This window comes from Paenibacillus sp. A3 (assembly GCF_001399685.1).
Classification (GTDB): Bacteria; Bacillota; Bacilli; order Paenibacillales; family NBRC-103111; genus Paenibacillus_G.
On record NZ_JTHN01000239.1, the window covers coordinates 1 to 19,271 of the forward strand.

Genomic DNA, 19,271 nt, shown 5'->3' on the forward strand with positions numbered 1-19,271 from the left:
GAGAAGATGATGCGTTGGTTCGATACCGCGCATGGCATCAAATACGTCTCGCTGCGCTATTTCAACGCGGCCGGCGCGCACGAAAGCGGCCGGATCGGCGAAGACCATTCGCCGGAGACCCATCTGGTGCCGATCATTCTGCAGGTGGCGCTCGGCAAGCGCGCGCATATCTCGATTTTCGGCGAAGATTATCCGACGCCGGACGGCACATGCATCCGCGACTACATTCATGTGACCGACCTTGCGGACGCCCATATTCTCGCGGTGGAAAAGCTTCGCGCCGGCGGGGATAGCAGCGTGTACAATCTCGGCAACGGCAAAGGCTTCTCCGTGAAAGAAGTGATCGACATCGCGCGCGAAGTGACGGGACATGCGATTCCGGCGGTCGTCGAAGCTCGCAGAGCGGGAGATCCGGCGGTGCTTGTCGCCTCCTCGGAGCGCGGCAGAACGGAGCTCGGCTGGCAGCCGAAGCGGGACAGCCTGCAGCAAATCATCGCCTCCGCATGGGCTTGGCATCAAGCGAATCCGGACGGCTACGGCAAGTAAAATTACGGGTGCAGGCGCTCGGCCCGAAGGCCGGCCGATCCGAAGGAGTGGAGAACAATGGAACAAAGACAGATGGAAACCGAATTCGGCTCCCCCGACCGGAAGGCGGCCTACCGGGTCGAACGGCTGCTGCAATTCGGCCTGAAGCGCGGACTATTGGAGCCGCTGGATGTCTATGCGGCCCGCAACGGGCTGCTCGATCTGCTGTGTATCGGCGAGCCGTACGAGGGCGAGCTGACCGAGCCGGTGGCGGACAGCGCAGTGGAGCTGCTGGAGCCGCTGCTCGATTACGCGGCCGAATCGGGCCTGCTTGAAGAAAATAACACGACAGTGCGCGATCTGCTGGATGCCCGTTTGATGGGGCAGCTGATGCCGCGAGAATCCGAGCTTGTGCACCGGTTCTGGACGACTGCGAAGTCCGAGGGCATCGGGGCGGCGACGGACGTTTTCTACAAGCTGTGCATCGATTCGAACTACATCCGGATGGACCGGATCGGCAAAAACATGTATTGGCTTGCTCCGACGGAATACGGCGATATAGAAATTACCGTAAACCTGTCGAAGCCCGAGAAAGACCCGAAAGAAATCGCGATGCTACGAAACGCGCCGCAGAGTCATTACCCCAAATGCCTGCTGTGTATCGAAAACGTGGGCTACGCCGGCAGGCTCAATCATCCGGCGCGACAGAACCTGCGGGTCATTCCGGTTGAGCTGGCCGGGGAAACGTGGTATTTTCAGTATTCGCCTTACGTGTATTACAACGAGCACAGCATCATTTTCGACCGGGAGCACCGGCCGATGAAGACGTCGAAGGAGACGTTCGAGCGTCTGCTCGATTTCGTGGAGCGCTTCCCGCATTATTTCGTCGGCTCGAATGCCGATCTGCCGATTGTCGGCGGATCGATCTTGAACCACGATCATTTTCAAGGCGGACGGCACAAGTTTCCGATGGAAAAGGCGGGCGTCGAAGAAAGCTTCAGCCATCCGGATTATCCCGGCGTGAAGATCGGCATCGTCAAATGGCCGATGTCGGTCATCCGCATCGCCACCCACAACCGCGATCAGTTGTTAAAGCTCGCTACGGCGATTCTGGACGCGTGGAAGTCTTACAGCGATCCGTCGCAAGACATCTTCGCGTTTACGGAGCAGGCGGGCGTCAAGGTGCCGCACAACACGATCACCCCCATTGCCCGCAACAATGCGAGCGGGGAATACGAGCTCGATCTGGTGCTGCGCAACAACCGGACAAGCGAGGAGCATCCCGACGGTATTTTTCACCCGCACAAGGAGCTTCACCACATCAAGAAAGAGAACATCGGTTTGATCGAGGTGATGGGGCTCGCCGTGCTGCCGGGCCGTCTCAAGGACGAGCTGGAGCTGGCGTCCAGGCTGCTGACCGGGGAGGAGAAGCTGGACGGGAAGATTACGCGCGATCCGTCGCATCCGCTGCACAAGCACGCCGAATGGCTGGAGGAGCTCGTTGGCCGTTACGGTACGGCTATGCCGGAGGAGGACGCGAGGCAAGCGCTGCAAACGGAGACGGGCCGCAAGTTCGCGGACGTTCTGCGCGACGCGGGCGTATACAAGCGCAGCGAGCAGGGGATGGTGGGGTTCCGGACGTTTTTGCGGCACCTTGGCGTTCGGGCTTAATGTGGGAACGGGAACGGTAGTCCAATGAACGTCTATGGAGCGAGCAAGAGCAGGCAGCAATTATTCCGGGCCACTTCAGCCTAACCTAAAAAGACCCCCATCCGGGCACCGTGTTGACGGAGCGCCGAATGGGGGTCTTGCCGCTTATCGTTTATCCCGCCCGGGAGCCTTCGTCGCCGGAGGGCCGGCGCGTCTTCGGCTCGATTTCGATCAGATCGGGCTTCCGGGTGATCTCTTCGACCTCGATGCCGTTTTTGGCGAGCGTGTTGGTCAGGAAATTTTCATCCTGTGCCGGGAAAATGTACGCCGGATGCCGATCGGTGTTGCTAAGCAACTGCTCGGCCACCTGCAGCAGCTTATCCATCGAGAACGGCTTGCGCAAAAACTTCTCGATATCTTTCTCGTGATAATCCTGCGGAGGCTCCAGAGCCGTGGATACGATCACCGGGGTCCGGTAAAACTTCGGATGGCGGTACAGCTCGCCGATGAAATCCCAGCCGTTCTTCGTTCCCTCCAGATGAATGTCCACAATGCACAGCCGGGGGCCGCCCTCTTCGATCCGGTGCAGGGCGAGGATCCCTTCCTCGGCCGAGCGCACATGCATCGTCGGAATATGCAGCTTGGCGAGCGCCACTTGAATCAGCTTCGCCAAATTATCGTCATCCTCCAAAATCATGATGCTGTTATCCGCCGTTCCGACCCGGTAAGCTTGGAGCGTCACGGTGAAGGTCGTGCCTGCGCCCATCTCCGATTCGAATGCGACCGTCCCCTCGTGGCCTTCGACGATTTCCCGTACGATGGACAGCCCGAGGCCTGTTCCGCCGATCTGTCTGCGGTCGGAATTGTCGACGCGGTAAAATTTGGAGAACAGCTTATCCTTGGCTTCCTCCGGGATGCCGAGGCCGTAATCCTGAACCAGGAATTGTACGTCTTGGCCGTCCTGCCGGAGCGTCAAATCGACGCGCTCCGCCTGAGGCGAATATTTGATCGCGTTGCTAAGCAGGTTATGCGCCACCTGCTTCAACCGGTCCGCGTCGCCGCGCACCCACACTTCCTGCTGCGGCAGATGAAGCGAGATGTCGTGGCTTTGCTTGCCCCGCCACTGCTCGACCACCTCCTGCAGCAATCCTCCCAGCTCTACCGGGGCAAAATGATAAATTTGCTTGCCGGATTCCATCCGCTGCAGATCCAAAAAGTCGTTGATCAGCGTCGAAAGCCGGGTCGCCTCTTTATAGACGGTTTGCAGGTAACGCTGCTGCTTCTCCGGCGTAAGCTGACGGTTGAGCAAAATCTCGATAAAACCGAGAACGCTCGCAAGCGGCGTCCGCAGCTCGTGTGAGACGATGCTGATGAATTCGTTTTTCATCTCGTCGACTTTCTCTTCCTCGGTCCGGTCGCGGAATACGAACAGGAAGCCGAGTTCCTCGTCGTGGCGTTCGACCATCATCCGGATGGCGTACAGCTCCACATATCTTTGCTGCTCCTCCCCGTCGGTGAAAGAGAAGCGCTCCGTCAGCGTATTCAAGTCGCCTCGGAGCAGGCCGCGGATCGATTGGGAAACGCGGGCAAAGCTAGGCGAACGATCAAGCAGCTCCCGGCTGATCTCGGCGATCGATTCGCCGGTGCGTCCGCTAAGCCGGAGGAAATCGTTCATGCGATGATTGAAAAACATCAGCTTCCCTGAAGCATCGCACATCATCATGCCCTCGTGTGTCGATTCGAGGATGTTGTTGATCAGGTCGCGCTGTTCCTCCATCGCCGCCTTCTCCTGCTGAAGCTGCTCGTAGAGCGCCTCCAGACGGGCGGATTGACGGCGGCGCTCCTCATTCATTTGCTGCGCCAGGAAGGCAAGTCCGAATTGGCGGATTAGCCCTTTGGCCAGCCGCGTTTTTTGCTCGTCCGGCGAAGTTAGATATCCGGTCAGCAGCAGGAAGCCGGTCGTTTCATGCTCATCGTTGAACAGCGGATAATAGCGGTCTATCGCGTGGGTGATGCCTTGATGGAAGCCGCCTTCCTGCGCGGTAGCTTGGCGCACGCTCTCCAGCGGCATTTTCTCCTTCAGGACGCGCCGTGCCATGCCGAACAGCTCGCTTTCCAGCATCGTGGGCAGCGTCGACGGATAGCCGATGGAATAGGCGACCTGATAAGACGCTTCCGCTCCGTCGCCGCCAGGTGTTTTCAACACAAGCAGAGCCGCATCGAGGTTCAGCGATTCCAGCAGCGCCGGGAGGGAAGCGTTCAAAAAGTCGGCCATGTCCGTCGAGCCGGTGAGCTTTTCCTGATAGCTGCTGATGGCCTCCAATTCCAGCTCGCGCTGCGACAGTTTCTCCAGCGTTGCTTCCTGCTCCTCCTGCTGGGCAATGATCTCTTCGTTCTGCACCTCCAGGCTTTCCGCCATGTGCCGGTACGTTTCCTCGCTTTTGCGCAGCTTGGCTTCAGCCTGATTGGCCCGGTTGAAGATGAAGAACGAGAACAGGCCGACGATAATGGCGATCCCGCCGCCGATGAAAACGATGACGCGCGCCCGTTTCTCTGCGGTTTGAGCCGATGAATATGCTTCCGCTGCAATGAGCTCAATCTCGGAGGTCAACTTCGTATGAATTTGGCGAAAGCGGTCCATCTGGTTTTTGCCCATGGACACCCGCTTGATCGCGTCAGGCAGCTTCCCGGCGCGGATCAGCTCGATTTGGCTGGCATAATGCTCCTGAAGCCGCTGAATTTGCGGGATCGCGTCGCCTTCCATGACGCTGCGCAGGCCGGGGTATTTTTTCTGAAACGCAGCCATGGCGAGCAAGTCGTCCTGCAACTGGGCTTTGCCGAAATCGTAGGGCTCCAAGTATTTTTCGTCTTGTGTCACTTCGTAGCCCCGCAGCCCGGATTCCATATTGACCAGATCGACAAGTAAGCTTTCGGCCAAGTTGTTTAGCGGAATCACTTCGTTCACGACGCTGTTCAGTTCTTTTTCCGTGCTGGAGGATGCGACAAAGCTGGAGACGCTGATCATCACAAGCAGGGAAATCACGACGATCACGTACCCGAGTGAAATTTTCGATCGTGTCATGTTCATGGCAGAGCCACCTTCTCGGCAAATAGACATTCTTTTTTTGTACGTTCCTAGTTCGACAAAAGCAGAGTAAATCCTCTATCGCGAACGGTGCTTTTCGAGCCGGAACGTAAAAAAAATCACTGTTTCGGCGAAAGGGGAGGCTTATGACGGCATGGGGCGAAGGATGTCAGGAAGCTTTGCTATTGTCTTCCGGAAACGGAGGGGAAAGGGAAGGGGAAAAGGACGCGTCTCTTCAAGCCGCATGCTGGAGCTCGCGCCCTTGCTTGATTCGGATTAGGCTGCGATTGCGCGAGAAAAAAGTTTCCTGCTGTCTAGCTGTATTTTAGATAAAATGGGGGGAGCGGCTCAGGCACGCTCCACCCATTCGCTGCGCAGGGAGAACAAATCTCTCAAGTCGTCCGTCGACAGCTCGGTGATCCACTGCTCGCCGGTGCCGACGATTTGCTGGCTGAGCCCGAGCTTTTTGTCGATCATCTCGTCGATGCGTTCCTCCAGCGTGCCCAGCGTGACGAATTTGTGCACCTGCACATGGCGCGTCTGGCCTATCCGGAAGGCGCGGTCCGTCGCCTGGTTTTCCACGGCGGGATTCCACCAGCGGTCGAAATGGAACACGTGATTCGCCGCGGTCAAGTTAAGTCCGGTGCCGCCAGCTTTGAGCGACAGCAGGAAAATGCCGGAATCGTTCTCCTCCGGCGGCGCTTCGCCTTGGAACGTTTCGATCATGCGGTCCCGCTCCGCCTTGGAGCTGCCTCCGTGAAGAAAGGGCACCTTGCCTCCGAACTCTTCCTCCAGCACCCGCTGCAGCAAATGCCCCGTCTCCACGAATTGGGTGAAAATGAGGCACTTGTCGCCTTCCTGCCGCAGCTCCTGCACCATTTCCAGCAGCCGTTCGACCTTGTTCGACCGTTCGCGCCAAGGCGCCCGGATGGCATCCTTGGCGAGCAGCGCCGGATGGTTGCAGATCTGCTTCAGCTTCGTCAGCGCGGCGAGAATCATCCCGCGGCGCTCCATCGCCGACAGCTTGTCGATCCGCTCGAACATGTCTTGAATATAGTTCTCGTACAGCGTCGCCTGTTCGGCCGTGAGCGAGACGTACGTTTTGTACTCGTACTTTTCCGGCAGATCGAGCTGAATGGACGGGTCCTTCTTAACACGCCGCAGCAGGAAGGGTCGGATCAGCCGCTGCACTTTGGCGATGAGCTCCTTGTCCTGCGTGCGCTCGATGGCGCCGACGTACCGCTGGGTGAAATCGCGCAGCGTGCCGAGATAGCCGGGGTTGAGAAAATCGAAGATGGACCACAGCTCGGTCAACCGGTTCTCGATCGGGGTCCCGGTCAGGGCGATCCGGTGCCGTCCGGCGAGCTTGCGGATCGATTGCGCCTGCTTCGTGTAGGCGTTCTTAATGTTCTGCGCTTCGTCGAGGCAGATCGATTCCCATGAAACGGAGCCCAGCTCCGTCTCATCCAGATGCGACAGCGTGTACGTCGTCAGCACGAGGTCGCTTTCGCTGCAGCTCTCGGCGAAGCTGTTTCCTTTGGCCCGGGCCGGCCCGTAATGCAGATGCACGCGCAGGTCCGGCGCGAAGCGCTGCAGCTCCTTCTGCCAGTTGCCCAGCACGGATGTCGGGCAGATCAGCAGGGAAGGGGCGGCTCCGCCCGTCTGCGGCTTGTCGGTCGCTTGGGTATCGATGGCCAGCTGCTGCTCCCGGAGATGCAGCAAATACGTGATCATCTGGATCGTCTTGCCGAGCCCCATGTCGTCGGCCAGACAGCCGCCGAGACCGCATTCGCGCAAGAACACGAGCCACGAGATGCCTTCCACCTGATACGGCCGCAGCTTGCCGCGGAAGCTGTCCGGCGGCTCCAGCAGCGGAGGGCGCTTCGAATGATTCAGCAGATCGACAAGCTCTTGAAGCTGCTCGTCAAGCTCGACTTCCATGTTGAGCGTACGGTGGAAGTCTTTGTCCTCTTCGCCTTCACTGGAGCCGAGCAGATGAAGCTCCAGCACGTCCCGGAACGACAGCCCTTGCTTCTTCTCCACCTGATGCATGACGCGCTGGAGTTGGGCGAGGTGTACCGGGTCGAGCTGCACCCATTGCCCGCGGATTTGCACAAGCCGCCGGTTCTGCTCCAGCAGCTCGCGGAACTCAGCTTCGGTCAGCTCGACGTCGCCCAGCGCGATTTTCCAATCGAACTGCATGAGCTGATTCAGGCCGAACATCGACTGCGGGCCGGAGCCGACCGACGATTTGATCTTCGCTTTGAGGCGCGGACGCCATCTGCGGATGCGTTCCCACCAAGCGGGCAGGATGACCGAATAGCCCGCTTCCATCAGGCGCAGGCTGCCTTTGGCCAGCAGCTCCCACGCCTCGTCCGGCGTCAGCGTGCTGCGCAGCCCGGCTTCGCCCTCGGCCAGCCATGGCAGCATGCGCCGCCATTTCGCCGCATCGCGCGCTGCGCGGCCGAGATGCGGGCGCCACTCGGCGGGGAGCGCCTCAGCCGCGGCGGCCGCCATGGCTTCGCAATCCGCGGCGGTACCCGCGGGCGCTTCCGCTTGCGCTTCAGGCGGCGCAATGCCGCCTGCCGCATCGCTCGCGGCTTCGTCCGCGGCCGTCACGCCGGCTTCCGGCTCCGCCGCGGCCCAACCGGCGACGGCGGACGGGGCCACCTCATGCTGCACGTCCTTGTCGCTGCGGTCCTGCAGCACGACGCGTAGCGGCCATGCGCCGCCGGACTCGGCCGGCTCTTCGAGCTTCAGGCACGTGCGGAACGGCGTGCCGTCCGACTGCCAGCCGATGGAGATGAGCCAGTCCTCCTCGTCCATCCACAGCTCGGCCGCCTGCCCGCCCCCGCGTCCAAGCAGCGGAAACGAGCGCTCCAGCTGCTCCAGACTTTGGCGCATGACGCCATCCTCCTGAATCCATGCCGGGATAAGCAGGTCCAGCCAATGCTGCGCAACCGGCGAGGCGGACCAGGCCGCTGCCGCCTCGGGCAGCTGCAGCTTCCAGCCGAGCTCCCCGGCCTTCCACTTGGCGAAATCCGGCATGAAGCGGCCGTGCGTCAGCGCTTCCTTGACATGGGGCGCAAGCTGCGTCAGCTCCTTCAGCTCGCGGCCGAAGGCGAGCCGTTGGTGCCGGACGACGCCCGGCGCCGCAAAATAGTCAAGCGCTTCCAGCACAGGCAGCAGCAATCCTTCGACGTTCTGCGACTCGACGACTTCGATGAACGTTCCGTAGAAGGAAGGCTCGTGCCAAGCGAACAGCCAGTCCCGCAAATCATAAGCGTCGCAGATGCCGCCGTTATAGCGGGCGCCCCACAGGAAGAAGCCGCCCTGCGGCGCCCAGCGCACATGGACGTGGGTGAGGCCCGTATCGGTCATGGAATCCATTTTCCTTTCCTCAGCTCTTCCTGCAGCGCGCGCAGGCGCGAATATTTCATCGCCAGCCGGTAAATGAAATCTTCCCAGTCGTTCGACCGGTTCAGTTTTTTGTACGTAGTGTGCAGCTTTTTCAGCAAGCGTACGGCATTTTTGTAGGCCGTCCGGTTTTTCTCCGCGATGCAACGCTCTACCGCCTGGTGAAACAGAGGCAGCATCAGCGACGGATCGTGCTTTTCGACCGTTTGCAAATCCAGCGAGTACAAATCCAGCGGCGAGACGCGGTTTGAGAGCTGCAAGTCGATCCAAGCCTTATAGCGCTGCGCCTTCATCAAGTAAGCCGTATAGAAATGGTACGTCCGCGGCAGCAGCGCGATCATGACCGACACCCACTCGCCGTCGTCGGTCTGCCGCTGCACCGCCTCCATCCAATATTGGCAAAACTGCCGCAGCTCCTCCTGCTGGGCCCGCTGCACGACCGGCAGCAGCCAGCGAAGCCAGGCCAGCATCCGGTCCCACGCTTCTTCCTCGTAGCAGCGGTGCAGATACAGGAAGTAATCCCGCGCTTCCCGCTTGGACAGCGCTTCGAGCTTCTCCCGCGCCGCGTCGTCGTCGCCTTCGATCACGGCAAAATGCGCCTCCGCCAGCAGCAGCGCATCCCGCCGTCTCGGCATCAGATCGGGCGATTCCAGCATGCGCCGCAGCCGGGCTCGTTCCTCCGCCATCCATGCGGGATAACTTGTCATCCGCCACCAGACGCTGCGGTATACGGTAGACCACGACAAAGGCGATTCCTTCCCCGACAGCGCCGCCTCCGCCAGCAGACCGAGCGTTTCCTTCCAGGGTGCCGAAGCTTTTTCCGCCAGAAGGTCGACATCGAGCCGGGGCACAAGCCGCAGCAGCTCCTCGAGACATTGGCGGCCGACCGTCCGGCAGCCCGTTTCGATATAATAAGAAAGGTAGGACGTTTTCGTCTCCTGATAAAATTGTTCGATTTTCCGCATCACGAAGAACAGCACATGAAGCGAGTACAACCCCCGCAGCGGCTGTTCCCAACCTTCGCCGTGGGGCAGCAGCTTTTCCTTGACTGCGCTGTAGAACAGCTCGATCGACTGCTGCTGATTGAGGGAAAAGCCGTAAAACTGCTGGTCAAAAAACTTCTGCCACTGGGCCGGCGTGTGATCCGGGGCCGGAGGCTCGAACCGGTCCTGCCGCTTCTCCGCAGCCTTGGAGACCGCCGTTTGCTTGGCCTGCTGCCGCGAACGCACGGCGATCGCCTGCTTGAGCTGCTGCAGCAGCAGCTCCGGACGGCCGAACGTCGCGTACAGAGCGAAAGCGACTGCGGCCATATGCTTGCAGTTGTCCCCGTCCGGGCAGCTGCATTCGCTTTTGCCGAACTGGTCCAGATCGAGAATTACTTCGTAGCGCTTCGTACCGCGCACCAAAGCATGCACTTCCACGCCATGCTTCAGCTCCAGCTCCGCCACTTGTCCCTTGTGGTAATAAGCCCATCCGCGCTCAAGCCTGGCCGGGTCGAAAGTGTCGCGCAGATGCCCGATCAGTTCATTCATTCGATTTTTCGGAATCTGCAGCTTCAGCATGTTTCGCCCACCGCCCTTTTTGTCTATCCTTATAGTGTACCAGATTTTGCATCGAAATGCGTGCCGGATCAAGGCCGAAATGCGACTTTTTTTCCTCGTACACGGCTTTATTGCTGCGGTTGCGGGCCGTCCGGTTTCCGAGTACAATGAGTCAAAAGGATTGCCAAACATGATTGCAGTTGCCGTCCGCCCGGCCGCGAGCCGCCGTCTCTTCGGAGAATATGGACCTACGGACAGGGCGAATCAGAATACGCGGAAACGACGGTGGCAGCGGGAAAGGCGGAGAACGATGGGCATTAAATTCGGCAGGGAATACCGAGACATTATCGACGATTTCACGAATGCGTTGCAAGAAATCGAGCGGTGTCACGAGTTTCTGGAAATGTCGGCCGAGGACTGGGGCGAATTGAACGAAGGCGAGCGGAAGGAGTGCATCAAGACGCTGGCCGACGACTTGTTCTACGGGCTTGGGACGGAAGCGCAGATGAGCGTTGGTGACTGTACCGTCACGCACGACCCGAAGCGGCATGTCATTCGCATCGATCAAGGGGAAGCGCTAACAAGGGTCATACACTTGGTATAAGGGGGGCGGCAGGGCATGGGGAGCAAGCTGACGGCGGAAGAAGTGAAGGCGCGGCTGTCCGGTCTTGAGGGCTGGACGGTGGAAGAGGGGAAGTGGCTGATGAAAAAATACCGCTTCCCCGCCTTCGCAGGCAGTATCGCGTTTGTGAACCGGATCGCAGACATCGCGGAGCCCATGAACCATCACCCGATGATCGCCATCGATTATCGGATGGTGACGCTCCGCTTGACGTCGTGGAATGCGGGCGGATTGACGGAGCTCGACTTTGCGAGCGTCACCCAGTATGACGAGGCTTATGCCGGAAATACAGACAAGCGCACGCCGTAGCTCTTGGTTTAGCCTCCCGCCTCTGCCATAGCTGCAAGCACGCGTGCGCGTACTTCGGCCGGCAGCGGCTGCCGCAAGGCGGCCTCCAGCCGGTCCCGCCGAACGCCCTGCCGCTTCAGGCAGGCTTCGATAAGATCGGCTTTGCCGCCTCGTCCTGGCATAAGCAGGTACAACACGAACCAATCTTCCAGCGGCGTCAGCGGGACGGAGACGCTCTCCAGCGGCTCGACCCGCGTGTTTGCGTCTCTGCGCCAATCCAACCGGTATATGCCTTCCGCATGACGGATGCTGAGCAATCCCATGACATCGACTTCCGTACCAAGTAGGGTGTAGTGGATGAAGTATTTGGTGCAGAACGGCTCCTTCGGCTCCATGGCTGCGTGTGTTCCGAGACGGCTCAGCAGCTCGTGCGCCCGCTGCGCATCGTGCTCCGCAACGAGCAGATCGATGTCGTTGGGGCGGTCGACAAGTCCGTGGAACCAGAGCATGGACGAACCTCCAAGCCCCCACTCGATGGCGTGCCGGTTCAGAACGTCCGCGATCCGGAGCAGCGCTTCTTTTTTCATGCGATGATCCCCGATCTTAGCTCGATGGATTCAAAAATTCGCGAATTTGCGTGATATGATGCCGGTCATGCCAGACGAAATCCGGGATGTATTCCGAGATGACGAACGGCTTGCCGTCCAAGTCCGGAAACGAACGGCCGAACTCCGTCTCGGGCAACGCTTCAAGCGTATCCGTAAGCCGGCTGCGCCATAACACGAGCTCTTCCACGAGCTTGCCGCCGGATTGATCCCGCCCGTACTGCGCTGCCCGGGCGTTAAACGCGTCGAAATCCAGATGCTTCAGCGTCAGCGGCTTGCCTTCAGCGATTTTGCCGACCGCCGACTCGTAGAAATACTGGTCCCACAGCAGCAGATGCCCGACCACTTCCTTCATCGTCCACTTGCCGGGTGCCAGAGGCTTGTCCCACGTCTGCTCGTCCACACTGCGGATTTCTTCCGCAAAAGCAAGCAGTCTGCGAAACTCGGCAAGCAGCTCGGCCTTCGGTCGTACGTCAATCCCCATTGTCTTGTCCTCCTTCGTTAATCGTGCCTGTCCATACCATGCAGTGAAACTCACCGGACCCTTCCGGCGTCGGGCGTTCATACGTATCCGTGATGACAAAGCCGGCCCGCTCGTAAGTCCGGATGGCCCGTTGATTCCACGTCAGCACTTCCAGATCGATTTCGTTGCCCGGCGCGCTGCGTTTGGCCTCGCGGACGATGGCATGGACAAACGCCTCACCGCTGCCTTGGCCGCACAAGTCCGGCCGCAGCCCGAGCCCGAGGCGCGTGACGCCGACCATCGGAAAAAACTGCGCAAAGCCGCACAGCTCCCCGGATTCGTCAAGCACGGCCCGGTACTGCGCCTCGCGGATGCGCGGATCGCCGAATTCCTCGCCGCGCGAAACCATTTGCTCCCACGGATCCCAGTGGTACAAATCGTAAGGGGGAGGGTACTTCCACGTACAGACATCGCGCCCATGCTCTTCCCGCATCGGAACGAGACGGAAGCTTTTCGTTTCGTTATGCATCGTCCCTCCTGTTTTGCGCCGACGATTGCGCTTCCGCCGGGCATTTTTCCGTTGTATACTGATAACTATACCGTATTTCATCCCATCTAAGGAAGTGATTGGTTTGAAGCATATTGTAAGCCAACCGTGGCTCTTCGAACATGGTACGGACGATCACATCGTCATCGCGGACTGCCGGTTCACGCTGGGGAAGTCGGAATCGGGGAAGCAAAGCTACGACATCGATCACATTCCCGGCGCGGTGTATTTTGACCTGGAGCGAGACCTGTCGGCCCCGATCACGGAGCACGGCGGCCGCCATCCGCTCCCTGACGTGCAGGAGCTTGCGGCGAAGCTGGGGCAAGCGGGCATCCATGCCGGCTCCACCGTCGTCGCTTACGACGATCAGGGCGGAGCGATGGCTTCGCGCTTGTGGTGGCTGCTCACCTACCTCGGTCATGAGAAGGTATATCTTTTGGACGGAGGCTATAGCAAGTGGAAAGCAGCCGGCTATCCCGTCACCGACGAGCCGCCGTTGCTGCGCGAGGCCGTATTTACGCCCCGCGTGCGCGAAGACTTGGCTGTCAGCGTCGAGCAGGTCAAGGAACGGCTGGGCAAGCCCGGCGTGACTTTGATCGATTCCCGCGAAGCGAAGCGCTACCTCGGCATCGAGGAGCCGATCGACCGGATAGCCGGACATATTCCCGGCGCGAAGTCGTATTTTTGGAAGGACGCCTTGGATGAGACCGGCGCTTGGAAGAACGAAGCTGCGCTGGCCGAGCGTTTCGACGCGCTCCGTCAGGCGGAGGAGATCATCGTCTACTGCGGCTCCGGCGTTACCGCCTGCCCGAATGTGATCGCGCTAAGCGAAGCGGGGCTGAACAATGTGAAGCTGTACCCCGGAAGCTGGAGCGATTGGATTTCGTATGAGGGGAATCCGATTGCGACTGGAGAAGAGTAAGAGCTGAAAGGCTGCGTTGGACGCGGGTCGGAGGGCTGTGACAGGTGGTGAGTAAGTGACCTGTTGCGGCCCTTTTTGGGCTTTCTTGTTCAACAGCTTGCAAACAAGAAGTCGAAGAAAGCAGTTACAGAACCCCGGAGCCAACCACAGCCCAGCAGTCGGGTCCAGGTTGAAAGGCAGGAGCCAGCACATAACTGCCGTTTTCTTCGCCATCGTAGCGCAACCTTACAAGAGTGTAAGGCAATGTCATCTAGATCAATGGTATCAACCTAGTTGCTTCTGTATACTAATCCTATCCATCGATGGGATTAGTTTTTAGGGGGAGTTGGCGTGAGGCTTTTTGAAATGCTGCTATTCTTTTCAAGTGCTTGTTTGTTGGCACTCCTGTTCATTTTCAATCAACGTATCCGAAGATCAACTTTGCTCCTGACAAGCGGAGCCGGCTCCATTTTTTTAGCGATACATTTTCTTGTCGAAGGATACAGGGTTCAGCTTTTATTTTTATACGGATTTACGCTCCTGATGCTTATGCTTTCGCTTATAGACGGTTTCATAACGCAGAAAGCCGTTCGGACTGCCTCGCGAATCCGTAGGGTGCTGGGCCGCCTTTTTATCGTGATTGGGCTAATCGCAACGGCGTGCTTCCTCTATGTGTTTCCCGTATTCGACCTTCCGGCGCCAACCGGCGAGTTGAAGGTCGGCACGAAAGTCTTTCATTTCGTCGATCCAAACCGGGAGGAGACATTTGGAAAATCCGCGACAGGCAAGAGGGAACTGATGGTTCAGGTATGGTATCCGGCTCAAGCTGGCACCGGCAAGTACGCTCCCTTTATCCCCGATACCCGTATTTTACCTTATATGGCGGCGAACTATGGCCTCCCCGGGTTTACTTTTCAACACCTGAAGTACGTATCCAGTCATGCTTATTCGGGGGCCGAAGTCTCTTCGGCACAGACTTCATACCCGCTGATCCTTGCGAATCCCGGCTTCAGTTCCTCTAGGTTCCTCCACACGTCGCAAGCCGAAAATCTCGCGAGTCACGGATATATCGTGGCAGTGATCGACCACACCTACAATACATTTGCAACCGAGTTTCCGGACGGTCAAATCACAACCAGCACAACCAACGACTTATTCTCGCCCGACCATGATTTCCAGACGGAAAGCGGAAACCGCGACAAGTTGGGAAAAGTGTTAACCGACGATGTGGCGTTTGCGCTGGACCAATTCGAGCTCATCCAATCGGGGCACATTCCAAGTCAGCTAAAAGGGAGGATTGATCTCGGCCATGTCGGGGTGTTCGGTCATTCCATCGGCGGAGCGACGGCCTATGACGCTTCTTACGATCCGCGAATCGCGGTTGGAATAGACATTGATGGAGGGCTTTATCGACTGCGTGACAGAGAGGGTTTGCGAAAGCCGTTTTTGTTCATGAACTCGGAAAGCGTATTCGAAAGATTAAAAATGGTGATGGATAACCGGGTCTACACGGATGCAGAGCTTAACCGTATAGGCAACACAAGAGAGTGGGTAGATCAAGAAACGGAATACAAAAAGTTGGAGCTTGAACGGATGCGCGAAACGGTTGCCGCAGGAGGGGGACAAGTCCTCTATATCGACAACACGGAGCATGTGAATTTTGCCGACGTACAGTTCATTTCTCCGATTTTCAAAATGCTGGGTATCACAGGAAAGATTGCGCCCGAAAGAGCGAACTCCGTTATCAATGCCTATATGCTGGATTTCTTCGATATGTATCTGAAAAATCAAGGCGGAATCTTAATGAAAGGGCCCGATAGCCGCTTTCCGGAGGTGAAGTTCGTAACCTCGCTATTTTAATTACGGAACAGGTTACCGATACTGCGGCAGCCTGTTCTCTATGAGCTTTTCCTTAAGCGTGGCTGCCAAATATGCCAGCAACCTTCGTATGTTGAGCTCTCATACCCATTGTGTCTACTTTCTTGACAGAGGTTCATTTCACGGTCCGCTCAAAGGGTCGACCTTGGAATCCAGTGCTGCCGCCGAATTACAGCCGCAGTTCGACACCCGTGGTGGTCAAACGAAACGGAGAGTGGAAAATTGCAGCGTTCCACAATTGCCGTATTCAAGAAATTCCGGGAGGCAGGGGTTAATTGTTGAAAAGTAAGGACGAGGTTTCGTGCGAAACGGCGGTGGGGTTGCAGCGGGCTGCTTTTGGGCAGCTTGGCGCAGCCCCTAGCTTATTTTCGTTATCATAGAACTTGAGAAGCTTTTGTAACCTTGGTGCCCTCCTTCGGCACCTTATACTGGAGCGGCAATGAAAGGGGGCGAAACTCACATGCTGCAGTGGATTGAACAGGCAAAACAGGGAGACCGGGAGGCATTTGACCTTATCGTCCGGCGCTTCGAAGCGATGGCTTATGCGGTGGCGTACGAGAGGCTGCGTGATTCCTATTTGGCGGAGGATGCCGTGCAGGAGGCGTTTGCGGAAGCTTTTATCCATTTGCGCAGGCTGAAGGAAGCGGAGGCTTTTCCCGGATGGTTCAAAACGATCGTGATCCGTCAATGTCACCGTCTTGTGCGGAGGAAGCGGCATCCAACGGTGCCATTTGATCAATTGGCCCAAATGATCGAGGGACAGCCAAGCGTACCGGAGATTGTCGAAAGAAGAGAATTGCAGCAACTGCTTCATGATTCCATAGCCGCTTTATCGTCCAATTTGCGCGTCGCGGTCCAACTGTTTTATTTTCAGGGCTACTCTCTGCAAGAGATTTCCGCTTATTTGGGGACATCGGTTCCGGTGTTGAAAAAACGGCTGTTCGACGCCCGCGCAAAGCTGAAAGGAACGCTCCCCGTTGCCGATTTCGTCTCCGTGTTTCACCAATTGTACGAAGGAGGAAAACGAATGCTGCACATTGTTAATGGCGATACCGTCGCGGAGAAGCTGCGGCAGGGCGTCGTCCAAGGCGACATTCTTGTCTGGAGAGAGGTGTATCCCGAAGGACCGGTATTTATCGATCCAACGGTGGGGGCCAACCGGTCCGTCCGGGCACGCTATTTGGAACAGGCGATGGGAATTCCGAGTGTGGAATTTATACGAATAAGCGAAGAGCAGGAGAAGGTACGCGCAGACTTTCGCAACTATGAGGAAATCGTGCTGTGGTTCGAGCATGATTTATTCGATCAGACGATGCTATGCTGTTTGCTGCATTGGTTCGCGAAGCAGACGTTAGGCGCGACGAAGCTAAGCTTGCTGTGTATCGGGGCTTTCCCGGGAATCGAGCTTTTTCGGGGGTTGGGGCAGCTGTCCGTGAACCAAATGGCGACCTTGTCGGGCACTTGGCAATCGGTTGGCAAAGAGCAGCTCGAACTGGGTACAATCGTCTGGGAGGCTTACTGCGCCCCGGACCCGGGCAAGTTAGTTCAACTGCTTGAAGAGGGCGATACCTCCGCGCTGCCCTATGTGCGCGACGCCTTTCGGCTTCATTTATCGCGGTTTCCCTCGACCCGGAACGGACTTGGCATTGTAGAACAAACCACACTGGAGATGATCCGCGGCGGCATGACTTCTCCGCTGGACTTGTTCGGGCATGTAGGAAAAGAGCTTCATGGGCTGGGCATGGGAGATCTTCAATATTGGCACCGCTTGGCCAAACTATCGCAAGGTCCGCAACCCTTGCTGAAGCTCGAAGGCTTGAGCGCATTTCCCGGTTATAAGGACCCGGCGCCGTCGTTTCGTCACAGTACGGTTGCATTAACGGAAGCAGGCAGAAAGGTGCTGGACGGGGAAGCGGATTGGATTGCTTTAAACGGAATCGACGAATGGTACGGCGGCGTACATATGCAGGGACGGTCGATCCCATGGCGCTGGGATGCGTCTCAAAACACGCTCGTTCCATGGACGGCCGCTGGCGGAGAGTAAGATTTACATACTCTAAAGCCCCGATGGTATTGACAAAATACCAAATTTATCCTATAATACCCACAATACCTAGTTAATAAGTTGGTTTTTTTGGGAAGCCGGAACGTACTCGATAATCAAAGGAGAGTATACCATGGCCGCGGTTCAAACCTTCAAAGCAACAGCACATTTGCAAGACGGAGTGAAAGTGAACGCCCGTTCCAGACAGTTCGAACTGACCATCGACGAGCCGAAAAGCTTGGGTGGGACGGATACCGGGATGAATCCGGTGGAAGCGCTGCTGGCTTCGCTAGGCGCTTGCCAATCGATCGTAGCCAGAGTCTATGCGCCCAAGTTTGGGGTCAAACTCGACGATTTCCAAGTGGACGTGGAGGGCGACCTTGATCTCGACGGATTTTTCAATCGGTCGGAGGTTCGTCCGGGCTACTCCGAAATCCGCTATACGTTTCGAATTAAAACCGATTCGCCAAAGGACAAGGTGGAGGAATTTATCCGGTTCATCGAGAGCAAATGCCCGGTAGGAGACACTATCGCCAATCCGGTCAATCTCAAATTAAACAGCATCGTTATCGAGAGCTGAGAGAAAATGAAAAAAGCTGCGGGGGACGCGGAATGTTAGAGCTGCAGCAGACCGCCGTCGGGCGGCTGCCGCAGCTTTTTTGCGCTTTATTCCTGCACCTTTTCGACTCCGGTGCGCTCGACCACAAATTTTACGAACGACCAACCTCCAATTGCTGACTGCCTTCCGAGGCAAACCGCAGCGCGCGGCTGATCAACACCGGGAGCACCGAGACGTGCCCTTCGCCTTCGAACTCGTGGAACTTCACGCGCACGCCGCGGCTCGCGAGAGCGGACAGCCGTCCCGCAAGCTCCTTCGCATTATCGTTCATATGGCTGTGATGATCTTTCTCGCGCTCTCCCACCGCGAGCAGTACTCCGAGGCTGCTTGGCTCCTTTTCCAAGCGGGAGGCGAATTGCCGTTCTTCTTCCAGCAGGATTCTTTTGCCCCAGTGAATGGAAGGACTTCCTGCGACATACGTCTGGAACGTCCCCGGCCTTGTAAAAAGCGCATGCAGCACGAAGAGGCCGCCAAGCGAATGGCCGAAAATCGTTTGCCTGCCGCGGTCTATGCTGAACTCGCGTTCGATCTCCGGCTTCAGGTCCTCTTCGATGAAATTCAAGAAAGCATTCGCTCCGCCCAGCTCCGGCCACTCCGTTCCGCGCGGACTTTTAGGCAGCTCCGCTGCGGGTACAGGCATCGTGAAATCGTAATAGCGGGCGTTCGAAAAAGGCCCTTCCGTATCATAGCCGATGCCGACGATTACGGCCGGAGCGACTCCGGTTTTCTCGGGTCGTCTCGATTGCAATCGTATCGCCTCGGCCATCGTACCGAACACGGAATTTGCATCGAGCAAATAAATAACCGGATATCCCGAAGGAGGCGGCTCAACGTCCGGCTTGGCGACGAAAATGCGATACTCGCGATTTTCGGCCCGCGAACGCATGATGCGCTGTTCTGTTCGAGGGAGGGTCACCAAGCCTTCGGCAGCAGTCTGTCCCTCCGTTGCGGATGATTTCCTTGTTTGATCGACCACCGTGTTCCTTCCTCCCTGATTCTACGTTTCTGAACCGATCAAAATCCTGCAAAGGACGATCATTCCCAAATTATAAAGCACGGCTCCCTGCAGAGCCATGGACGATATCC

The 19,271-nt window shown here is 57.6% G+C and carries 15 protein-coding genes; 8 read left to right on the forward strand and 7 right to left on the reverse strand.

Going from position 1 to position 19,271, the window contains the following annotated elements; translation table 11 throughout:
* The coding region (locus QJ48_RS30210; RefSeq protein WP_157261806.1) for a UDP-glucose 4-epimerase at positions 1-546 on the forward strand (546 nt) is incomplete at its 5' end.
* A gap of 57 nt (positions 547-603) precedes the next feature.
* Positions 604-2,196: a UDP-glucose--hexose-1-phosphate uridylyltransferase gene (locus QJ48_RS30215; protein ID WP_054977067.1), complete on the forward strand. Its 1,593-nt coding sequence runs from the start codon at positions 604-606 to the stop codon at positions 2,194-2,196.
* Between the two features lie 151 nt (positions 2,197-2,347).
* Here the strand turns inward: QJ48_RS30215 and QJ48_RS30220 are convergent, their stop codons facing one another.
* From QJ48_RS30220 to QJ48_RS30230, 3 genes are all read right to left on the reverse strand, one after another.
* A complete protein-coding gene (locus QJ48_RS30220) occupies positions 2,348-5,263 on the reverse strand; it encodes an ATP-binding protein (RefSeq protein ID WP_054977068.1) in 2,916 nt (971 codons plus the stop codon).
* A 345-nt stretch (positions 5,264-5,608) separates the two neighbouring features.
* Complete coding sequence (locus QJ48_RS30225) at positions 5,609-8,650, reverse strand: DEAD/DEAH box helicase (protein ID WP_082420738.1); 3,042 nt, start codon at positions 8,648-8,650, stop codon at positions 5,609-5,611.
* The gene (locus QJ48_RS30230; RefSeq protein ID WP_054977070.1) at positions 8,638-10,239 is read right to left on the reverse strand and encodes an SWIM zinc finger domain-containing protein; all 1,602 of its coding nucleotides are present in this window, start codon (positions 10,237-10,239) and stop codon (positions 8,638-8,640) included. The genes QJ48_RS30225 and QJ48_RS30230 overlap by 13 nt, the downstream gene beginning before the upstream one ends.
* A 169-nt stretch (positions 10,240-10,408) precedes the next feature.
* On the opposite strand from QJ48_RS30230, the gene QJ48_RS30235 reads away from it, so the two are divergent.
* Entirely contained in the window at positions 10,409-10,822 is a 414-nt protein-coding gene (locus QJ48_RS30235; protein WP_237763115.1) for a hypothetical protein, read from the forward strand.
* Between the two features lie 15 nt (positions 10,823-10,837).
* Positions 10,838-11,149: a 4a-hydroxytetrahydrobiopterin dehydratase gene (locus QJ48_RS30240; protein ID WP_054977071.1), complete on the forward strand. Its 312-nt coding sequence runs from the start codon at positions 10,838-10,840 to the stop codon at positions 11,147-11,149.
* A gap of 8 nt (positions 11,150-11,157) precedes the next feature.
* Here the strand turns inward: QJ48_RS30240 and QJ48_RS30245 are convergent, their stop codons facing one another.
* Genes QJ48_RS30245 through QJ48_RS30255 form a run of 3 tightly spaced genes read right to left on the reverse strand, consistent with a single transcriptional unit; the run spans position 11,158 to position 12,725 of the window.
* A complete protein-coding gene (locus tag QJ48_RS30245) occupies positions 11,158-11,715 on the reverse strand; it encodes a hypothetical protein (RefSeq protein WP_054977072.1) in 558 nt (185 codons plus the stop codon).
* Positions 11,716-11,731: 16 nt separating this feature from the next.
* Positions 11,732-12,217: a DinB family protein gene (locus QJ48_RS36380; RefSeq protein WP_054977073.1), complete on the reverse strand. Its 486-nt coding sequence runs from the start codon at positions 12,215-12,217 to the stop codon at positions 11,732-11,734.
* The gene (locus QJ48_RS30255) at positions 12,207-12,725 is read right to left on the reverse strand and encodes a GNAT family N-acetyltransferase (protein ID WP_054977074.1); all 519 of its coding nucleotides are present in this window, start codon (positions 12,723-12,725) and stop codon (positions 12,207-12,209) included. The genes QJ48_RS36380 and QJ48_RS30255 overlap by 11 nt, the downstream gene beginning before the upstream one ends.
* A 103-nt stretch (positions 12,726-12,828) precedes the next feature.
* On the opposite strand from QJ48_RS30255, the gene QJ48_RS30260 reads away from it, so the two are divergent.
* The 4 genes from QJ48_RS30260 (at position 12,829) to QJ48_RS30275 (ending at position 18,146) form a co-directional block, all read left to right on the forward strand.
* Positions 12,829-13,665, forward strand: a complete 837-nt coding sequence (locus QJ48_RS30260; protein ID WP_054977075.1) for a sulfurtransferase — start codon at positions 12,829-12,831, stop codon at positions 13,663-13,665.
* 330 nt (positions 13,666-13,995) lie between these two features.
* On the forward strand, positions 13,996-15,504 hold the full coding sequence (locus QJ48_RS30265; protein WP_054977076.1) for a dienelactone hydrolase: 1,509 nt from the start codon (positions 13,996-13,998) through the stop codon (positions 15,502-15,504).
* Between the two features lie 478 nt (positions 15,505-15,982).
* Entirely contained in the window at positions 15,983-17,566 is a 1,584-nt protein-coding gene (locus tag QJ48_RS30270) for a sigma-70 family RNA polymerase sigma factor (RefSeq protein WP_054977077.1), read from the forward strand.
* Positions 17,567-17,699: 133 nt separating this feature from the next.
* The gene (locus QJ48_RS30275) at positions 17,700-18,146 is read left to right on the forward strand and encodes an OsmC family protein (RefSeq protein ID WP_054977078.1); all 447 of its coding nucleotides are present in this window, start codon (positions 17,700-17,702) and stop codon (positions 18,144-18,146) included.
* Positions 18,147-18,276: 130 nt separating this feature from the next.
* On the opposite strand, the gene QJ48_RS30280 is transcribed toward QJ48_RS30275, so the two are convergent.
* A complete protein-coding gene (locus tag QJ48_RS30280; RefSeq protein WP_157261807.1) occupies positions 18,277-19,104 on the reverse strand; it encodes an alpha/beta hydrolase in 828 nt (275 codons plus the stop codon).
* Positions 19,105-19,271 lie beyond the last annotated feature (167 nt).